Raw genomic sequence first — 14,898 nt, 5'->3', positions numbered from 1 at the left:
TGGGCGGTGGGAGCACGTACAACAGTGAGGGAAACCAATGTCGTTCTTAGGATTCGGTGGAGCCGCAGGCGCGGCCGGGGCAGCATCCTCCGGCACGGCTGCGACGGTCGGTGCGATCATCGCCGCCAGTGTCACCGGCGCAGTAGCGGCGGGGGCGATCGCGGTGGCCACCACCCAGGTCGCCGCCAACGTCACGCAGCCGGACGCCACCAAGGCCAACACCAGCAACGTCAATTCGCCGACCTACGCCGACGAGTGATCGGCAGTCGGGCCTGACGCCTGAGGTGCACGAAGAGGGCCCGTCGCGAGCAATCGCGACGGGCCCTCTTTCGTGTCTCCGGAGGTCTGCTCAGGCCTCGTCGATCGCTCCGGCGATCACCCGGGCCGCCGCTTCCCAGGTGAATTCGCCCGAGCGGACCAGTGCCTTGTGGCCGAGCTCGTCGCGCAACCGGGAGTCCCGGAGGACAGCACCGAGCCTGACGGTCAGGTCCGCCTCGTCGTCGGCGAGGAGCCCGGTGACGCCGTCCAGGATCGCCTCGGTCACGCCGCCGGCGCTCGCGTAGGCGACCGACGGGGTGCCGACGTGGCCGGCCTCGACGATCGAGAGCCCCCAGCCCTCCTTCACCGACGGCAGCACGTGCACCCAGGCGCTGGACAGCTCCTCGAACTTGGTCCGGTCGCTGACGTGGCCCAGGAAGTCGATGCGGTCGTCGAGGCCGAGCGCGGTCGCCTGGCTGCGCAGCTGCTCGCCCCACCAGCCGTCGCCCAGGATCCGCAGCCGGACGTCCGGGAACTCGCCGGCGAGCTCGGGCAGCGCGGTGATCACGTGGTCGATCTGCTTGTGCGGCACCAGCCGGCTCAGCACGACCAGGGTCGGTGCGGCGGCGCGCTCCTGCGCCTCGAAGGCCGGCACCGGCGGCATCCCGTTGTAGGCGAGGCTGATGTCGCCGGCCCGGACGCCCAGGTCGATGAGCTCGCGACGGGTCACGTCGGAGACGGCGACGTACCGGTGGCCGCGGTTGGCGAGCACCGCCACCCGCGACTCGAGCAGCCAGCCGATGCGGGCGAGGACCGGCCCGACAACCGACCACTGCTCGCGGTGCACGTGGTGCACCAGCACGACGACCTTCGACCGGGTCAGCCAGGAAGCCAGGAACGGCATCCCGTTCTGGACCTCCAGGACCGCGTCCACCCCGCCGGTACGACGGCGCAGGCTGCCGCTCAGGAACATCCACGCCACCCACAGGTAGATGGTCAGGTGTCCGCCGCGGCGGATGAAGCGGATGCCGTCGACGACCTCGTCGCGGGCGGCGCCCGGGTAGGACGCAGTGACCCAGGTCAGCCTTCTGCCTGAGTCGCGCAACTCCTTCGCCACCTGGTGGACGTACAGCTCGGAGCCGCCGCCTTCCGGGTGCCAAGGGTCACGCCAGTTCAAGACGACCACGCTGCTCTTTCGGGCAGCCTGGACGTCCTCCCCCCTGAATCGCACAGTGGTTCTCCCTCCCCGGTGCGAAACCGAATCTGTGGTGAGGGTAACATTTTTCTGTGCCCTTTGTCCGTTTCAGCCGAGATGCCGGTCTGGCCCGATCAGTCCGTTTGTTCCGTTCGTTCCTGACCGAGCAGACCGACCCCGACGGCTTCTACTCATTGATCGCCGACGACGCTGTCGCACTGGTCGCCGAGCACGTCGACCTGGCCGGCGCGACGGTCGCCGACTTCGGGGGCGGGCCGGGCTTCTACTCGCAGGCCTTCCGTGACGCCGGCGCCACGACGGTGCTGATCGACGCCGACATCGACGAGATCCGGCTGCACGGTCGCCGTACCCCGGGTTCGGTCGTCGGCGTGGCCGAGCGGGCACCGCTGGCCGACGGGGCCGTCGACCTCGCGTTCTCCAGCAACCTGCTCGAGCACGTCAGCGACCTCGGCGCCGTCTCCGACGAGATCGCCCGGGTGGTGCGTCCCGGGGGAGTCGTGGTGCTCTCGTACACGATCTGGCTCGGCCCCTGGGGCGGCCACGAGACCTCGCCCTGGCACCTGCTCGGCGGGCACCGGGCGGCGCGACGCTACGAGCGGAAGAACGGCAAGCCGCCGAAGAACGTCTTCGGCACCTCGATGTTCGCCGCCTCGGTCAAGGACGGGCTGGCCTGGTTGCGGTCGCGGCCGGACCTGGAGGTCCTGGACCTGCGCCCGCGCTACCTGCCGCGGTGGTCGGCCTTCCTGCTCCGGGTCCCGTTCCTCCGCGAGCTGGTCACCTGGAACCTGTGGATCGTGGTGCGCAAGCCCGTCTGAAGCACAGATCATCCGGTCTGGACCAGGTAGCCAGGGAATGTCACGGTTCAGGTAACGAAGTGATGAATGTCCGATTTACGGCATGTTTCCTGATACCGTCGACAGTGCGTCGCGGGAGGGAGCCCGTGGCGCAGCTATGGGAGGAGCGCGTGAATGCGCCGTTTTAGTCTTGTCCTGATCGCCGTGGGGGCGTTCCTGATCGTCCTCGCGCCGATGATCCGTTTCTACGCGTACCCGCGTCTCGCGGTGGCGCCGGCCAACCAGCGCAGCGTCACCACGCTGGTCGGCCCGAACGCGACCGTGTTCGACATCGGCACGCTCAAGGAGATCACCACCGACCTCACCACCAAGGTGAACACGTCGGGTGACGCGACCACGCCGGACAAGTGCTCGGGAGCCGTGACCTACGTGAACACCACGTCGACCACGTCCTCCGACGGGGTGATGCGGTCCCGTGACGTCGAGCGGATGACCTTCAACGCACGCACCGGCGAGGGCGTGCCGAACTGCGGCAACGACTACATCTCCGACCAGGAGGACGTGCAGACCCCGGTCAAGCACACCGGCCTGCCGGCGAAGTTCCCGTTCCAGACCGAGAAGAAGACCTACCAGTTCTGGGACAGCACGCTGCGCAAGTCCGCGCCGATCGACTACCTCGGCACCGCCAAGGTCGACGGCGTCGACACCTACAAGTTCGGCCAGAACATCGAGCCGACCGCCTACACCACGATGGACGTGCCGCTGAGCGTGCTCGGTCTCGCCGGTGACGACACCGTCACCGCCGACCGGGTCTACTCCAACAACCGCACCCTGTGGGTCGAGCCGGAGACCGGCGTGATCCTCAAGCGGTCCGAAGGTGTTCGCGAGACGCTCGACTACCAGGGCGAGTCCCGGGTGACGCTGACCGAGGTCACCACCGGGTACGACGACGCCACCGTCAAGAAGAACGCCGACGAGTACGGCTCGCAGGCGTCGATGCTCAAGACGGTCCGCACCCTGGTGCCGCAGGCGGCGTTCGTGCTCGGCCTGCTGGCGCTGGTCGGCGGCATCGTGCTCGGCCGCCGCCGGGTGAGCGCGACCGCGCCGACGCGCGAGAAGGCGCACGCGCACGCCTGACCGACTCAGCGTCCTTCCCGCCCTGGGGGCGGGAAGGACGCTGTCGGTCTGTCCGGGTCAGCCCGGGAGGTCGGCGACGAACAGCGCCGTCCCCGGGGTGAGCAGCCCGCGGGTCCGGCTCCAGCCGCCCCAGACCCGGTCGTGGTCGGCGGGCCACTCGGGCTCGATCAGGTCGACCAGGCGGTAGCCGGCGGCGGTCAGCGCGCGGACCCAGTCGCCGAGGGTGCGGTGGTGCTCGACGTACGAGGTCTCGCCGGTCTCGTCGTCGACCTCGACGTACGGCGTCCGGTCCCAGTAGGACTGGCTCGCCAGCAGACCGCCCTCGCCCGGGTCGTCGGGGAACATCCAGCGGGTCGGGTGCGTCACCGAGAAGGCCAGCCGTCCACCCGGCCGGGTGACCCGGGCGATCTCGGTCACCAGCGCGTCCGCGTCGGCGATGAACTGGAGCGCCCCGAACGCCGAGAAGACCACGTCGAACGCGTCGTCGGTGAACGGGATCGCGGCCGCGCCGGCGCAGACGGTCGGGACCGCGGTCCCGTGCTCGAGGTCGATCCGGCGGCTGTGCTGGAGCTGGCGCATCGACACGTCCAGGCCGACCGGACGGCCCTGGTGGCGCAGCACCCACCGGGAGCACTGGCCTGCGCCGCAGCCCAGCTCGAGCACGTCCTTGCCCGCCACCGGGCCGAGCGCCCCGAGGGAGTCCTCGCGCACGCCCTCGGGTCCCCAGAGGAAGCCGTCGTCGCCGAGGAACTCGCCGTGGGTGGCCTGGTACTCGTCGGCGTACCGGTCCCAGTCGGCGCGGTTCGCCTGCAAGGAGTCCTGCTCGTCGACGGGCCGGCGCTCCGCGCGGACCGGCCGCGCCGGGGGTGATGCATCGGCGGTCATGGGGAGATCATGGCAGCCGGGGCCCCGGCGGTTGGACGGGAGTGCCCGGAACGCCGTACTCTTGTCGGTGCGCAAGAAGCCGCTCGAGTCTCAGACCTAGCAGCCTCTAGCTCGCTGTCGGCCCGCGGTTCTCCGCCGGGCAAGCGAACACAACATTTCGTGATGGTGAAACCGGCTTTCCGCGCGTCCGCACAACTTCTGTCCACCAAGGATCTATTTCCCTTATGACTTCCATCCTCTACTCCGACGCACCTCAGGTCGCGATCAACGACATCGGCTCGGAAGAAGACTTCCTCGCAGCCATCGATGCGACCATCAAGTTCTTCAACGACGGTGACATCGTCGAAGGCGTCATCGTCAAGGTCGACCGCGACGAGGTCCTCCTCGACATCGGTTACAAGACCGAAGGCGTCATCCCCTCCCGTGAGCTCTCCATCAAGCACGACGTCGACCCGAACGAGGTCGTCCAGGTGGGTGACTCGGTCGAGGCCCTCGTCCTCCAGAAGGAGGACAAGGAAGGTCGTCTGATCCTGTCCAAGAAGCGCGCCCAGTACGAGCGCGCCTGGGGCACCATCGAGCAGGTCAAGGAGGAGGACGGCGTCGTCGAGGGCACCGTCATCGAGGTCGTCAAGGGCGGCCTGATCCTGGACATCGGCCTGCGCGGCTTCCTGCCCGCGTCGCTGGTCGAGATGCGCCGCGTGCGCGACCTGCAGCCGTATGTCGGCCAGAAGCTCGAAGCCAAGATCATCGAGCTGGACAAGAACCGCAACAACGTCGTGCTCTCGCGTCGTGCGTGGCTCGAGCAGACCCAGTCCGAGGTTCGCCACGGCTTCCTGACCCAGCTGACGAAGGGCCAGATCCGCAAGGGCGTCGTGTCCTCCATCGTCAACTTCGGTGCGTTCGTGGACCTCGGCGGCGTCGACGGTCTCGTCCACGTCTCGGAGCTGTCCTGGAAGCACATCGACCACCCGTCCGAGGTCGTCACGGTCGGCGACGAGGTCACCGTCGAGGTGCTCGACGTCGACATGGAGCGCGAGCGCGTGTCGCTGTCGCTCAAGGCGACGCAGGAGGACCCGTGGCAGCACTTCGCCCGGACCCACCAGATCGGCCAGATCGTGCCGGGCAAGGTCACCAAGCTGGTGCCCTTCGGTTCGTTCGTCCGCGTCGAGGAGGGCATCGAAGGCCTGGTGCACATCTCCGAGCTGGCCGAGCGCCACGTGGAGATCCCGGAGCAGGTCGTCCAGGTCAACGACGACGTCATGGTCAAGATCATCGACATCGACCTCGAGCGTCGCCGGATCTCGCTCTCGCTGAAGCAGGCGAACGAGACCACCGCCGCTGCCGAGGCCGAGGACTTCGACCCGACCCTGTACGGCATGACCGCGTCGTACGACGAGCAGGGCAACTACATCTACCCCGAGGGCTTCGACCCCGACACGGGCGAGTGGCTCGAGGGCTACGACGAGCAGCGCAAGGTCTGGGAGGACCAGTACGCCAAGGCGCACACCCGCTGGGAGGCGCACGTCAAGCAGCAGGCCGAGGCCAAGGTCGCCGAGGCCGAGGCGGGCGAGGCGACGTCGTACTCCAGCGACGCTGCGACCGAGGGCGACGCCCCCGAGGGCGGCTCGCTGGCTTCCGACGAGGCGCTCCAGGCGCTCCGGGAGAAGCTCACCGGCGGGGCTTCCTGATCACCCAGCACGTCTGAACGGACGAGCCCGGACCGCGAGGTCCGGGCTCGTCTGCTTTTGCGCCCGGCGGCGATCGGTTGAAATCGGTCTCGGTCCCGCCGTCGCGTCCGTACGATGGCGCGTGCAGCGGAATGCACCTCCGCTGCATCGTCGAGCAAAGTGGGATGAGCAGATGACGCACGGGCGCGCGCCACGCAGGACCGTACGACGGATCGTCGCCGGAGTGGTGGTGACCGGGATGGCCGCCGCGGTGCTCGCGACCGTCGGCCCGTCGGCCACGGGTGCCGTCCCGGACGCCCAGTGCATCACCAAGCCGACGGTGACGACGCCCAGCACCAAGGTGCTGACGATCGGCGACTCGCTGACCCGGGCCGCCGCCGGGGACTACACCTGGCGCTACTTCCTCTGGAAGCACCTGGTCACGAACGCCGGGGCGAACGCGTCCCCCGCGACGACGCCGATCGACATGGTGGGGGAGTACAACAAGCTGATCGACCCGGTCTCCGGTGGTGACAGCAACGACTTCCGCTGCGACTTCGACAAGGACACCGGCGCGATCCCGGGTGCGTTCCTGCAGAGCTACCTGGCCAAGGCGAACCCGGCCAACCCGCTGTCGGCGACCATCGTCAACAAGATGGTCGGCGACTACGCCGCCGCGGCGACCGGCGGCACCGCCGTGCTGATCGTCGCGGCCGGGCTGAACGACCTGGTCGGCAAGACCTGCCCGCCGAGCACGCCGAGCTGCACGCCGGTCCCGGCGCTGACCGCCGACCAGCTGATCGGGGTGGCCGGCGACGTCGCCGACCAGGCCCAGGCAGCGAACGGCAAGATCAAGATCCTGTTCCTGACGCTGCCCTACAAGGGCTCCGGCTCGCCGGCGATCGCGGAGTACAACACCAAGCTGCTCGCCGCCGCCGGAGGCTGGTCGGCGGGGCAGAGCGTCGTGGCCGCGGCCAGTGTCGCGCAGGGCTGGAACACGCCGGCGCTGACCTACGACAGCGTGCACCCGAACCCGCAGGGCGAGGTCACCTTCGCCTCGCAGGTGGCCGTCGGGCTGCGGCTGCTGGGGGTGGGCCCGGTGGCGGGGCTGCCGATCCCCGACCCGGCCCTGCCGGTGGGACCCCGGGACCCGGCCGTGCTGGCACAGCCCGTGGCCGACGGCACCAACGTCACCCTGAGCTGGACCTTGCCGGTCGGAGCGATCCAGGCCGCGGTCCAGCGCAGAGTGGTCGGCGCGGTCGACTGGGGGACCTTCCCGACTCCGGTGACGGTGACCAGCGGCGCGGCCGGGCCGCCGTACGCGGGGACGTTCGTGGACACCTTCCGCGACCCGGAGAAGAGCTACGAGTACCGGGTGGTCTCGGCCAAGGGCACCCTGATCCTGTTCCAGCTCGGGGCGCCGGTGCAGTACTCCACCACGGTGGCCTCCAACGTGGTCACCGTCGGCGGCACCCCGCCGACCGGGACGCCCACGGGTACGCCGACCGGGACTCCCACGGAGACCCCCACGGGAACTCCCACAGGAACGCCGACGGGCACGCCGACCGGCACGCCGACCGGCACGCCCACCGGGACCCCAACGGGAACGCCCACCGGCACTCCCACTGGCACGCCCACGACGACCCCACCGGTGCCGCTGACCAAGGTCACCGGTCTGACCGCCACGCCGGGTGCGCACCAGGTGGCGCTGAAGTGGAACGTGGTTCCGGGTGCGAACGGCTACTACGTCACCGTCAGGTTCGGGGCGAAGTCGGTCAGCCTGCTCGCCTTCGAGAACAAGTACACGGTGCCGAACCTGATCGCCGGGCGTACTTACGCCTTCAGCGTCGCTGCCGGCCGGCAGGTGCCGCCCGAGATCGGGCCGACCTCGGCCGAGGTCAAGGGCACCGCGAAGGCGTTCCCGCTCAAGGCGCCCGCCAAGGCGAAGATCAAGAAGTCTGGCAAGCGGTTCCGGGCCACCTGGGTTGCGGTCACGCACGCGACCGGGTACGAGATCCAGTACCGCGCGCCGGGCGCCAAGGCCTGGCGGATGGTCCAGTTCTCCACGAGTCGCGGGTGGCTGAGCTTCGCGACCAAGAAGGGCAAGACCTACAAGGTCCGGGCACGCGGGTACGACAGCTTCGTGGCCGGGCCGTGGTCGGTCGTGTCGTCGTACAAGGCGAGATGACGCGACACCCGAGGCGGGTGAGCCGGGGAGCGGCCGCAGCGGCGCTCGCCCTGGTGCTGACCCCGCTCGCCGTCCTGCAACCGGCGGACGCGGCAACCTGCGACAACGCGCCGCTGCCGGGCAAGCCGACCGTGAAGGTGCTGGTGGTCGGCGACTCGATGACGCACCAGCACGCCGGTGACTTCACCTGGCGCTACCGGTTCTGGCAGGAGCAGCGCAGGCAGGGCGTGAACATCGACTTCGTCGGCCCCTACACCGGCCTGATCGGGACCTGGGACTCGCCGGTCTTCGACAACAAGCTGTACGCCGACCCGTGCTTCAACCAGCGCGAGCACTTCGCGACCGGGGGCAAGGACCTCGCGGCGACGCTGAGGCCTGCGACCTGGGACGCGGCGACGCCGCAACGCTCGGAGGTCGCCTGGGCCACCCAGACCTACCAGCCGGACGTGGTGGTCGGGTTCATGGGCGCCAACGACCTGAAGGAGTACGACGCCGCCGCGCCCTTCGGCCACCACGGCTACACCCCGGACCAGGTGGTCGAGAGCGCGAAGGCGTTCATCGCCCAGGTCCGGGAGGCGAGTCCGGGAACTCCGGTCGCGATGGTGACCGTCGCCCGGCTGGTACCGGCGTCGATCGAGTACAACGCCAAGCTCGAGACCGCCGTCGCGGGCCTGACGACCCTGGCGGATCCTGTCGGCGTGGTCGACCTCAGCGCCGACTGGCGGGACGCCACCGACACCTGGGACGGCTTCCACCCGAACGCCAACGGCGAGATGCACCTGGCCTGGGACGTCGCCGACGGCCTGCACGCCCTGGAGCCCGCCGTGAAGCAGCTGCCACGTCCGATCCCGGTGCAGCAGCTCGGGCCGCGGCGACCGGGCGCGGTGAAGATCGTCAGCCGTGCCCGCGGTGCCGTCGGGCTGTCCTGGACGTTCCCGATCGGCGCGGACCGGGAGATCCTCTACCGCCGGGACCTCTCGACGGGGACCGGCTGGCGGAAGGTGGACGACGAGCGCTGGAGCCGGGGTGCGACGTTCTCCGGGCTGGCCGCGCACCGGTACGAGTTCCGGGTGCAGGCGGCCAAGGGTTCGGCCGTCGCGACGGACATCTTCTCGGCGCCGGTGCGGATCGACCTGCGCCCGCTGGCGGCTCCGTCGCTGCGGTCGGCGGCCAAGCACCGGATCCGGGTCAGCTGGGGGCGGGGGCCAGAGGCGACCCGCTACCAGGTCCGGATCCGGTCGGTCGGCGGCAGCTGGCGGACCGCCGGCTGGACGAGGTCGACCGCGCTGACCAGCAAGCGGCTGGTCCCGGGCCGGCGCTACGCGGTCGCGGTGGTCGAGTGGAGCTCGTACGGCGCCGGGCGCACCTCGTCCGTGGCCCGGTTCAGGGTCCGCTGAGGCAGGTCCGGGTCGGTGCCCGGACCGATCGGGTCGGCCGGGCGGTGGCCGACCCCGGGGCCGGCGAACACGTCCTTCCGGGCCCAGGCGACGGTGGCGGCAAGTCCTGCGAGCAGGACCAGGACGGTCATGGCGTTGATCAGGATCTCGTTCATGGCAGTAATCCTGCGCTAGTTTGATTCCTGCCAACAGTGGCAGGAATGACAGTGGCCCTCGATATTCTGCCAACTTCGTGCGACCCTGGGCAGATGCTCACCAATGTTGCCGTGATCGTCTTCGACGGCGTCGCCCCGTTCGAGCTCGGCGTGCTCTGCGAGGCCTGGGGCGTGGACCGGACCGCGTCCGGCGTCCCGGCCATCGAGTTCGCCGTCTGCTCCGCCAACGCCGGCCGGGTCTCGACCAGCATGGGCTTCGACCTGCACGTCGAGCACGGCCTCGACCGGGCCGCCGAGGCGGACCTGGTCTGCATCCCGGCCATCCAGCGGGACTGGCCGGTCCCCGATGACGTGCTGCAGCTGCTCCGCGACACCGTGGACCGGGGCGCGCGCGTGCTCTCGGTGTGCTCGGGAGCCTTCCTGCTCGGTCAGGCCGGGCTCCTCGACGGCCGGGACTGCACCACGCACTGGATGCACTCCGACGACCTGCAGGCGCAGTTCCCGAAGGCCTGCGTCGTCCCGGAGGTGCTCTACGTCGACGAGGGCTCGGTGATCACCTCGGCCGGGTCGGCAGCCGGGCTGGACGCCTGCCTGCACCTCTGGCGCAAGGAGTACGGCGGCCGGGTCGCCTCGACCGTCGCCCGCCGGATGGTGGTGCCGCCGCAGCGCGAGGGCGGCCAGGCGCAGTACATCGCCCGCCCGGTCCCGGACTGCACGGCGGAGACCCTCGGCCCGCTGCTGACCTGGATCTCGGAGAACATCGCCGAGGACCACAGCGTCGAGGAGCTGGCCCGCCGGGCGCACATGTCGCCGCGCACCTTCGCCCGCCGGTTCCGCGCCGAGACCGGCGGCACCCCGCACGCGTGGGTGACCAACCAGCGGGTGATCGCCGCCGAGGAGCTGCTCGAGGCCAGCGACTCCTCGATCGAGTGGATCGCCACCGAGGTGGGGTTCGGCAACGCCGCCACCATGCGTCAGCACTTCTCCCGGGTCCGCGGGATCAGTCCCCAGGCCTACCGCCTCTCCTTCAGCTGCCCGGCCTGATCACCGCAGCCGGCGGCGGAGGATCTTGCCGGTCAGGGTGCGGGGGATGGCGTCGACGGTGAGGAACTGCTTGGGCCGCTTGGGCGGTGAGAGCCGGTCGCGGGCCCACCGATCCAGGTCGCCGGGGTCCGCGGTGCCGACGTACGCCGCGCAGACCCGCTGCCCCCAGCGGTCGTCCTCGACGCCGTACACGGCGACGTCGGTGACACCGGGGTGCTCGGCCAGGGCGTTCTCCACCTCGGCCGGATAGACATTGACCCCGCCGGTGATGATCAGGTCCTCGCGGCGGCCGTCGAGGTAGAGGTAGCCGTCGGCGTCCAGGCGGCCGAGGTCGCCGACGGTGAACGCGTCCCCGTGCTCGGTACGACGCCAGGCCGCCGCGGTCTTCCCGGGAGCGTTGAAGTAGCTGAACCGGGCGTGCTCCGGAACGGTGCACCAGATCAGGCCGTCCTCGTCCACGAGCAGGCTGCGTCCGGGCCGGGCACGGCCGATCGTGCCCGGGCGCTGCAGCCAGTCCTCGCTAGGGCACGCCGTGAACTGGCCCTCGGTCGCGCCGTAGAACTCCCAGGTCGACCCGGCCGGGAAGGCCTCGATCAGCCGGCGCTTCAGGTGGTCCGGGCAGGGCGCGCCGGCGTGCGCGACCAGGCGGAAGCTGGTCAGGTCAGGCCAGCCGGTCGCGTCCCAGTGCTCGAAGAGCCGCTGCAGGTGCGCCGGGACGCAGAACATCGTGGTCGGCTTGTCCCGCTCGATGGCAGCGGTGACCGCGGCCGGGTCGAACGTGCCCGGGACGACGATCCGGCCGCCGGCGAGCAGCGTCCCGATCGCGAACCGGAGCGGCGCCGAGTGGTACAGCGGACTCAGCACCAGGTTCACGTCACTCGCCGAGAACCCCCAGAGCTCCCGCTCCTCCTCGAGCAGCAACCGGGCGGCGTCCGGGTCCAGCACACCGCTGTAGACGCCCTTGGGGGCGCCGGTGGTGCCGCTGGTGACGTGCACCGGCCGCCCGAGCGGGACGTCGCCGGGAGCCCAGCCGGTTGCGAGCCCGGCGAGTTCGCCGGGATCGGTCACCACCCGGGCCGGGTCCAGGTCGGACAGGATCCCGTGCCGTTCGTGCTCGGTGAGCCGGGGGTCGAGCGGGATCGGCAGGATCCCGCGGACCAGCAGCGAGAGCACCGCGTCGACGTACGCGGGCGAGCCCGGCACCAGCAGCGCGACCCGGTCGCCGGCGCGCAGGCCATCCGGGTCCGTCGTCATGGGTCCATCCTGCGATACTCGCCGCGTGACCAAGCGAGTGGGGCTGACCGGCGGCATCGCGTCCGGCAAGAGCACGGTGTCCGCGATCCTGGCCGACCTCGGCGCGGTGATCATCGACGCCGACGCGCTGGCCCGCGAGGTGGTCGAGCGCGGCACTCCGGGCCTGGCCGCGGTGACGGCCGAGTTCGGCGAGGGGCTGCTCACGCCGGAGGGGGACCTGGACCGGCCGGCGATGGGCGCCCTGGTCTTCGGTGACGCGGCCGCCCGGAAGCGGCTCGAGGCGATCGTGCACCCGCTGGTCTTCGAGCGGATCATCGCGCTGGAGGCCGGCGCCGCCGAGGGCGCCCTGGTGGTCCACGACATCCCGCTGCTGGCCGAGAGCGGCCGCGCGGACACCTTCGACGCGGTCATCGTGGTGCACGTCCCCGAGGAGGTCCAGGTCGATCGGATGCTCCGCGACCGCGGCTGGACCGAGGAGGACGCGCGGTCCCGGATCGCCGCCCAGGCAGCGGCCGAGGACCGGCTGGCGATCGCCACCTACGTCATCGACAACACCGGGACGCTCGAAGACCTCCGTCGCCGGGTGACGGAGGTCTTCGAGGAACTGGTCGGTCGCAGGTAGGGCAAGCCCTCGGCACTACGACCGGTCTGGGGGACTGCTCAGGCAGCCAGGTCCGGGTCGGCGAGGCGCCGCAGCTTGGCGATCGCCTCCCGCTCCAGCTGGCGGACCCGCTCGGCGGAGATGCCGTGCTTGGAACCGATGTCGGCGAGCTTGTGCTGGCGGCCGTCGACCAGCCCGTACCGGGACCGGATGATGTCGGCCGAGCGCTCGTCGAGCCGCTCCACCAGGTTGTTGAGCCGGTCCCGTGCCTCGGTGTCGAGGAAGGTCAGGTCCGGGCCGGGCGAGCTCTCCTGGGCGATCAGGTCGCCCAGCGAGGTGTCGCCGTCGACGTCGAGCGGCGTGTCCAGGCTGATGTGGTCGCGACCCCAGCCCATCAGGTCGATCACCCGGTCGACGTCCATGCCGAGCTCGGTGGCGATCTCGGCCGGGTCCGGGTCGCGGCCGAGCTGGCGCTCGAGCGTCCGGCGGGCCGAGGAGACCTGGTTGAGCTCCTCGACGACGTGCACCGGGAGCCGCACGACGCGGGCCTGCTGCGCGATGCCGCGGGTGATCGCCTGGCGCACCCACCAGGTCGCGTACGTGGAGAACTTGTAGCCCTTGGCGTAGTCGAACTTCTCGACCGCGCGGATCAGGCCGGTGTTGCCCTCCTGGATCAGGTCGAGCATCGGCATCGCGCTGCGGCCGTACTTGCGCGCGATCGAGACGACCAGGCGCAGGTTGGCGTTGATGAACTGCTGGATGGCGCGGTCGCCCTCCTCGACGAGCCACTCGAGCTCGGCCTGGGTGGCGAATCCGGGCGCTCCGCCCTTGCGGCGCCCGACGCGCCCCTCCTCGAGGAGCTTGGCGGCGAGCAAGCCGGCTTCGATGGTCTTGGACAGCTCGACCTCGGTGATGGCATCGAGCAGCGGTGTCCGAGCGATCTCGTCGAGGTACAGGCCGACGCTGTCGCGGCCCTCGATCTCGCGCTCCGTGCGACGTACGGTCACGGTGGCCCTCCCTTCCTTGCCGGAGCCGCGTGCTGGTGGCTCCACCTGGTTGAACGCTCGGCCCGGGTCGAGGATTCCCACCCGGTTTGTTTGCCCTACGACAGGTACGACGCTCGAACCCGGCCCGAAGTTGCGCGATTTCCGGCTTCTCAGGCACTTCTCAGTCAGGGATTCGGAGCCCCGGGCACGGCAGACTGGTCCGATGCGTCCACCGCCCCTCCAGGAACCGCGCCGGATCGACCTGAACGCCGATCTGGGCGAGGGGGTCACCGACGATCCGGCACTGCTGCAGGTGGTGACCAGTGCCAATGTCGCCTGCGGCTTCCACGCCGGCGACGCGGCCGTGATGCGCGCGGTCTGCGCGGGGGCGGCGGAGCTGGGCGTGGTGGTCGGCGCCCAGGTCTCCTACGCGGACCGGGAGGGATTCGGTCGGCGCCGGATGGACGTGGCGGCGGACGTCCTGACCGACTGGGTGGCCGAGCAGGTCGCGGCGCTCGACGAGATCGCCGCTGCCGCGGGGACGCGGGTCCGGTACGTCAAGGCGCACGGCGCCCTCTACAACCGGATCGCCGACGACGCCGAGCAGGCGGCGGCGGTCCTGCGGGGGAGCGGCGACCTGCCGGTCCTCGGCCTGCCGGGCTCGGTGGTGCTGGAGCTGGCGAGCGAGCAGGGCCGGGAGGTGGTTGCCGAGGGCTTCCCCGACCGCGGCTACACCGCCGAGGGCCGGCTGATCCCGCGGGACCGACCGGGTGCGCTGGTCGAGGGCTCGGACCGGGTCGCGGCGCACGCGGTCGCGCTGGCGGGCTCCGGTCGCCTCCGCACGGTCTGCGTGCACGGCGACTCGCCCGGCGCGGTGGCCACCGCGGAAGCGGTCCGGGCGGCGCTGCTCGCGGACGGGTACGACGTCCGGGCCTGGCTCTCCTGACCCGCAGGTTTTCCACAGCGACCTGTGGGTAAGCCTGTGGAAAGCAGGCCGTTCCTGTGGACGAATAGCAGGTTCTCGTGGACAACCCTGTGCACAGAAAAGATTCTCAAGAATTGTTCTTCCAAACCCTTGCGCTTCGTCGAGCGACAGGCGTAGAAAACTCCTACCGCAACCCGAAAGGGAGGCGGGGATCAGCCGAAGGACACGGATCTACCTGGTGGGGCAACCTGCCGGAGGATTCCCCGGTGGTGGGGGAATCGGAGCCGTAGAAGCCGGCAGATTCAGGACCGGAGCACCACCGCCGATCCACCTGTAGGGCCCGTGAAACTCATACTTTCGCGGGCCCTACGCCCATTTTCGGACGTATTTC

General features: G+C 70.4%; 14 protein-coding genes. 9 read left to right on the top strand and 5 right to left on the bottom strand.

The genetic code is table 11. The features are described from left to right. Window positions 1-37 precede the first annotated feature (37 nt). Window positions 38-259 carry a hypothetical protein gene (locus tag EFK50_RS02810; protein ID WP_123226032.1) on the top strand — a complete coding sequence of 74 codons (222 nt, stop codon included), beginning with the start codon at window positions 38-40 and terminating at the stop codon, window positions 257-259. Between the two features lie 90 nt (window positions 260-349). Here EFK50_RS02810 and EFK50_RS02805 read toward each other — a convergent pair whose 3' ends face one another. Continuing rightward, the gene (locus EFK50_RS02805; RefSeq protein ID WP_183407670.1) at window positions 350-1,435 is read right to left on the bottom strand and encodes a glycosyltransferase family 4 protein; all 1,086 of its coding nucleotides are present in this window, start codon (window positions 1,433-1,435) and stop codon (window positions 350-352) included. Window positions 1,436-1,596: 161 nt separating this feature from the next. On the opposite strand from EFK50_RS02805, the gene EFK50_RS02800 reads away from it, so the two are divergent. Beyond that, a complete protein-coding gene (locus tag EFK50_RS02800; protein ID WP_246004000.1) occupies window positions 1,597-2,289 on the top strand; it encodes a class I SAM-dependent methyltransferase in 693 nt (230 codons plus the stop codon). 153 nt (window positions 2,290-2,442) lie between these two features. Continuing rightward, complete coding sequence (pgfA, locus tag EFK50_RS02795; RefSeq protein WP_123226029.1) at window positions 2,443-3,405, top strand: cell envelope lipid trafficking protein PgfA; 963 nt, start codon at window positions 2,443-2,445, stop codon at window positions 3,403-3,405. A gap of 57 nt (window positions 3,406-3,462) precedes the next feature. Here pgfA and EFK50_RS02790 read toward each other — a convergent pair whose 3' ends face one another. Continuing rightward, complete coding sequence (locus EFK50_RS02790) at window positions 3,463-4,290, bottom strand: class I SAM-dependent methyltransferase (protein ID WP_123226028.1); 828 nt, start codon at window positions 4,288-4,290, stop codon at window positions 3,463-3,465. 224 nt (window positions 4,291-4,514) lie between these two features. On the opposite strand from EFK50_RS02790, the gene rpsA reads away from it, so the two are divergent. From rpsA to EFK50_RS02775, 3 genes are all read left to right on the top strand, one after another. Then, complete coding sequence (gene rpsA / locus EFK50_RS02785; RefSeq protein ID WP_123226027.1) at window positions 4,515-5,978, top strand: 30S ribosomal protein S1; 1,464 nt, start codon at window positions 4,515-4,517, stop codon at window positions 5,976-5,978. A gap of 172 nt (window positions 5,979-6,150) precedes the next feature. Continuing rightward, window positions 6,151-8,145: an SGNH/GDSL hydrolase family protein gene (locus tag EFK50_RS22040; RefSeq protein ID WP_183407669.1), complete on the top strand. Its 1,995-nt coding sequence runs from the start codon at window positions 6,151-6,153 to the stop codon at window positions 8,143-8,145. Next, window positions 8,142-9,542 carry a GDSL-type esterase/lipase family protein gene (locus EFK50_RS02775; protein ID WP_123226026.1) on the top strand — a complete coding sequence of 467 codons (1,401 nt, stop codon included), beginning with the start codon at window positions 8,142-8,144 and terminating at the stop codon, window positions 9,540-9,542. Before EFK50_RS22040 ends, EFK50_RS02775 begins: the two co-directional genes overlap by 4 nt. Here the strand turns inward: EFK50_RS02775 and EFK50_RS02770 are convergent. Continuing rightward, window positions 9,464-9,697 (bottom strand): hypothetical protein, encoded by a 234-nt coding sequence (locus tag EFK50_RS02770; protein ID WP_123226025.1) that lies wholly within the window; start codon window positions 9,695-9,697, stop codon window positions 9,464-9,466. The genes EFK50_RS02775 and EFK50_RS02770 overlap by 79 nt on opposite strands. Before the next feature lie 93 nt (window positions 9,698-9,790). Between EFK50_RS02770 and EFK50_RS02765 the strand changes: the two genes are divergently transcribed. Beyond that, window positions 9,791-10,741: a helix-turn-helix domain-containing protein gene (locus EFK50_RS02765; RefSeq protein ID WP_123226024.1), complete on the top strand. Its 951-nt coding sequence runs from the start codon at window positions 9,791-9,793 to the stop codon at window positions 10,739-10,741. Here EFK50_RS02765 and EFK50_RS02760 read toward each other — a convergent pair whose 3' ends face one another. Then, a complete protein-coding gene (locus EFK50_RS02760) occupies window positions 10,742-11,995 on the bottom strand; it encodes a class I adenylate-forming enzyme family protein (protein WP_123226023.1) in 1,254 nt (417 codons plus the stop codon). Window positions 11,996-12,020: 25 nt separating this feature from the next. Here EFK50_RS02760 and coaE point away from each other — a divergent pair, with 25 nt between their 5' ends. After that, window positions 12,021-12,617, top strand: a complete 597-nt coding sequence (gene coaE / locus EFK50_RS02755) for a dephospho-CoA kinase (protein WP_246003999.1) — start codon at window positions 12,021-12,023, stop codon at window positions 12,615-12,617. 38 nt (window positions 12,618-12,655) lie between these two features. Here the strand turns inward: coaE and EFK50_RS02750 are convergent, their stop codons facing one another. Then, window positions 12,656-13,603: a sigma-70 family RNA polymerase sigma factor gene (locus EFK50_RS02750; RefSeq protein WP_183407668.1), complete on the bottom strand. Its 948-nt coding sequence runs from the start codon at window positions 13,601-13,603 to the stop codon at window positions 12,656-12,658. 202 nt (window positions 13,604-13,805) lie between these two features. On the opposite strand from EFK50_RS02750, the gene EFK50_RS02745 reads away from it, so the two are divergent. After that, a complete protein-coding gene (locus EFK50_RS02745; protein WP_123226021.1) occupies window positions 13,806-14,528 on the top strand; it encodes a LamB/YcsF family protein in 723 nt (240 codons plus the stop codon). The last annotated feature ends 370 nt before the right edge of the window (window positions 14,529-14,898 follow it).

It is taken from the genome of Nocardioides marmoriginsengisoli (genome assembly GCF_003725695.1).
In the GTDB taxonomy this organism is placed as follows: Bacteria; Actinomycetota; Actinomycetes; order Propionibacteriales; family Nocardioidaceae; genus Marmoricola; species Marmoricola marmoriginsengisoli.
This window is presented reverse-complemented; position numbering and strand designations above follow the sequence as displayed.

What these genes read in the sequence shown, in the direction of transcription:
- EFK50_RS02810 (WP_123226032.1), top strand. Translation starts at nt 38, where the DNA reads ATGTCGTTCTTAGGATTCGGTGGAGCCGCAGGCGCGGCCGGGGCAGCA.
- pgfA (WP_123226029.1), top strand. Translation starts at nt 2,443, where the DNA reads ATGCGCCGTTTTAGTCTTGTCCTGATCGCCGTGGGGGCGTTCCTGATC.
- EFK50_RS02790 (WP_123226028.1), bottom strand. Translation starts at nt 4,290, where the DNA reads ATGACCGCCGATGCATCACCCCCGGCGCGGCCGGTCCGCGCGGAGCGC.
- rpsA (WP_123226027.1), top strand. Translation starts at nt 4,515, where the DNA reads ATGACTTCCATCCTCTACTCCGACGCACCTCAGGTCGCGATCAACGAC.
- EFK50_RS22040 (WP_183407669.1), top strand. Translation starts at nt 6,151, where the DNA reads ATGACGCACGGGCGCGCGCCACGCAGGACCGTACGACGGATCGTCGCC.
- EFK50_RS02775 (WP_123226026.1), top strand. Translation starts at nt 8,142, where the DNA reads ATGACGCGACACCCGAGGCGGGTGAGCCGGGGAGCGGCCGCAGCGGCG.
- EFK50_RS02770 (WP_123226025.1), bottom strand. Translation starts at nt 9,697, where the DNA reads ATGAACGAGATCCTGATCAACGCCATGACCGTCCTGGTCCTGCTCGCA.
- EFK50_RS02765 (WP_123226024.1), top strand. Translation starts at nt 9,791, where the DNA reads ATGCTCACCAATGTTGCCGTGATCGTCTTCGACGGCGTCGCCCCGTTC.
- EFK50_RS02760 (WP_123226023.1), bottom strand. Translation starts at nt 11,995, where the DNA reads ATGACGACGGACCCGGATGGCCTGCGCGCCGGCGACCGGGTCGCGCTG.
- EFK50_RS02745 (WP_123226021.1), top strand. Translation starts at nt 13,806, where the DNA reads ATGCGTCCACCGCCCCTCCAGGAACCGCGCCGGATCGACCTGAACGCC.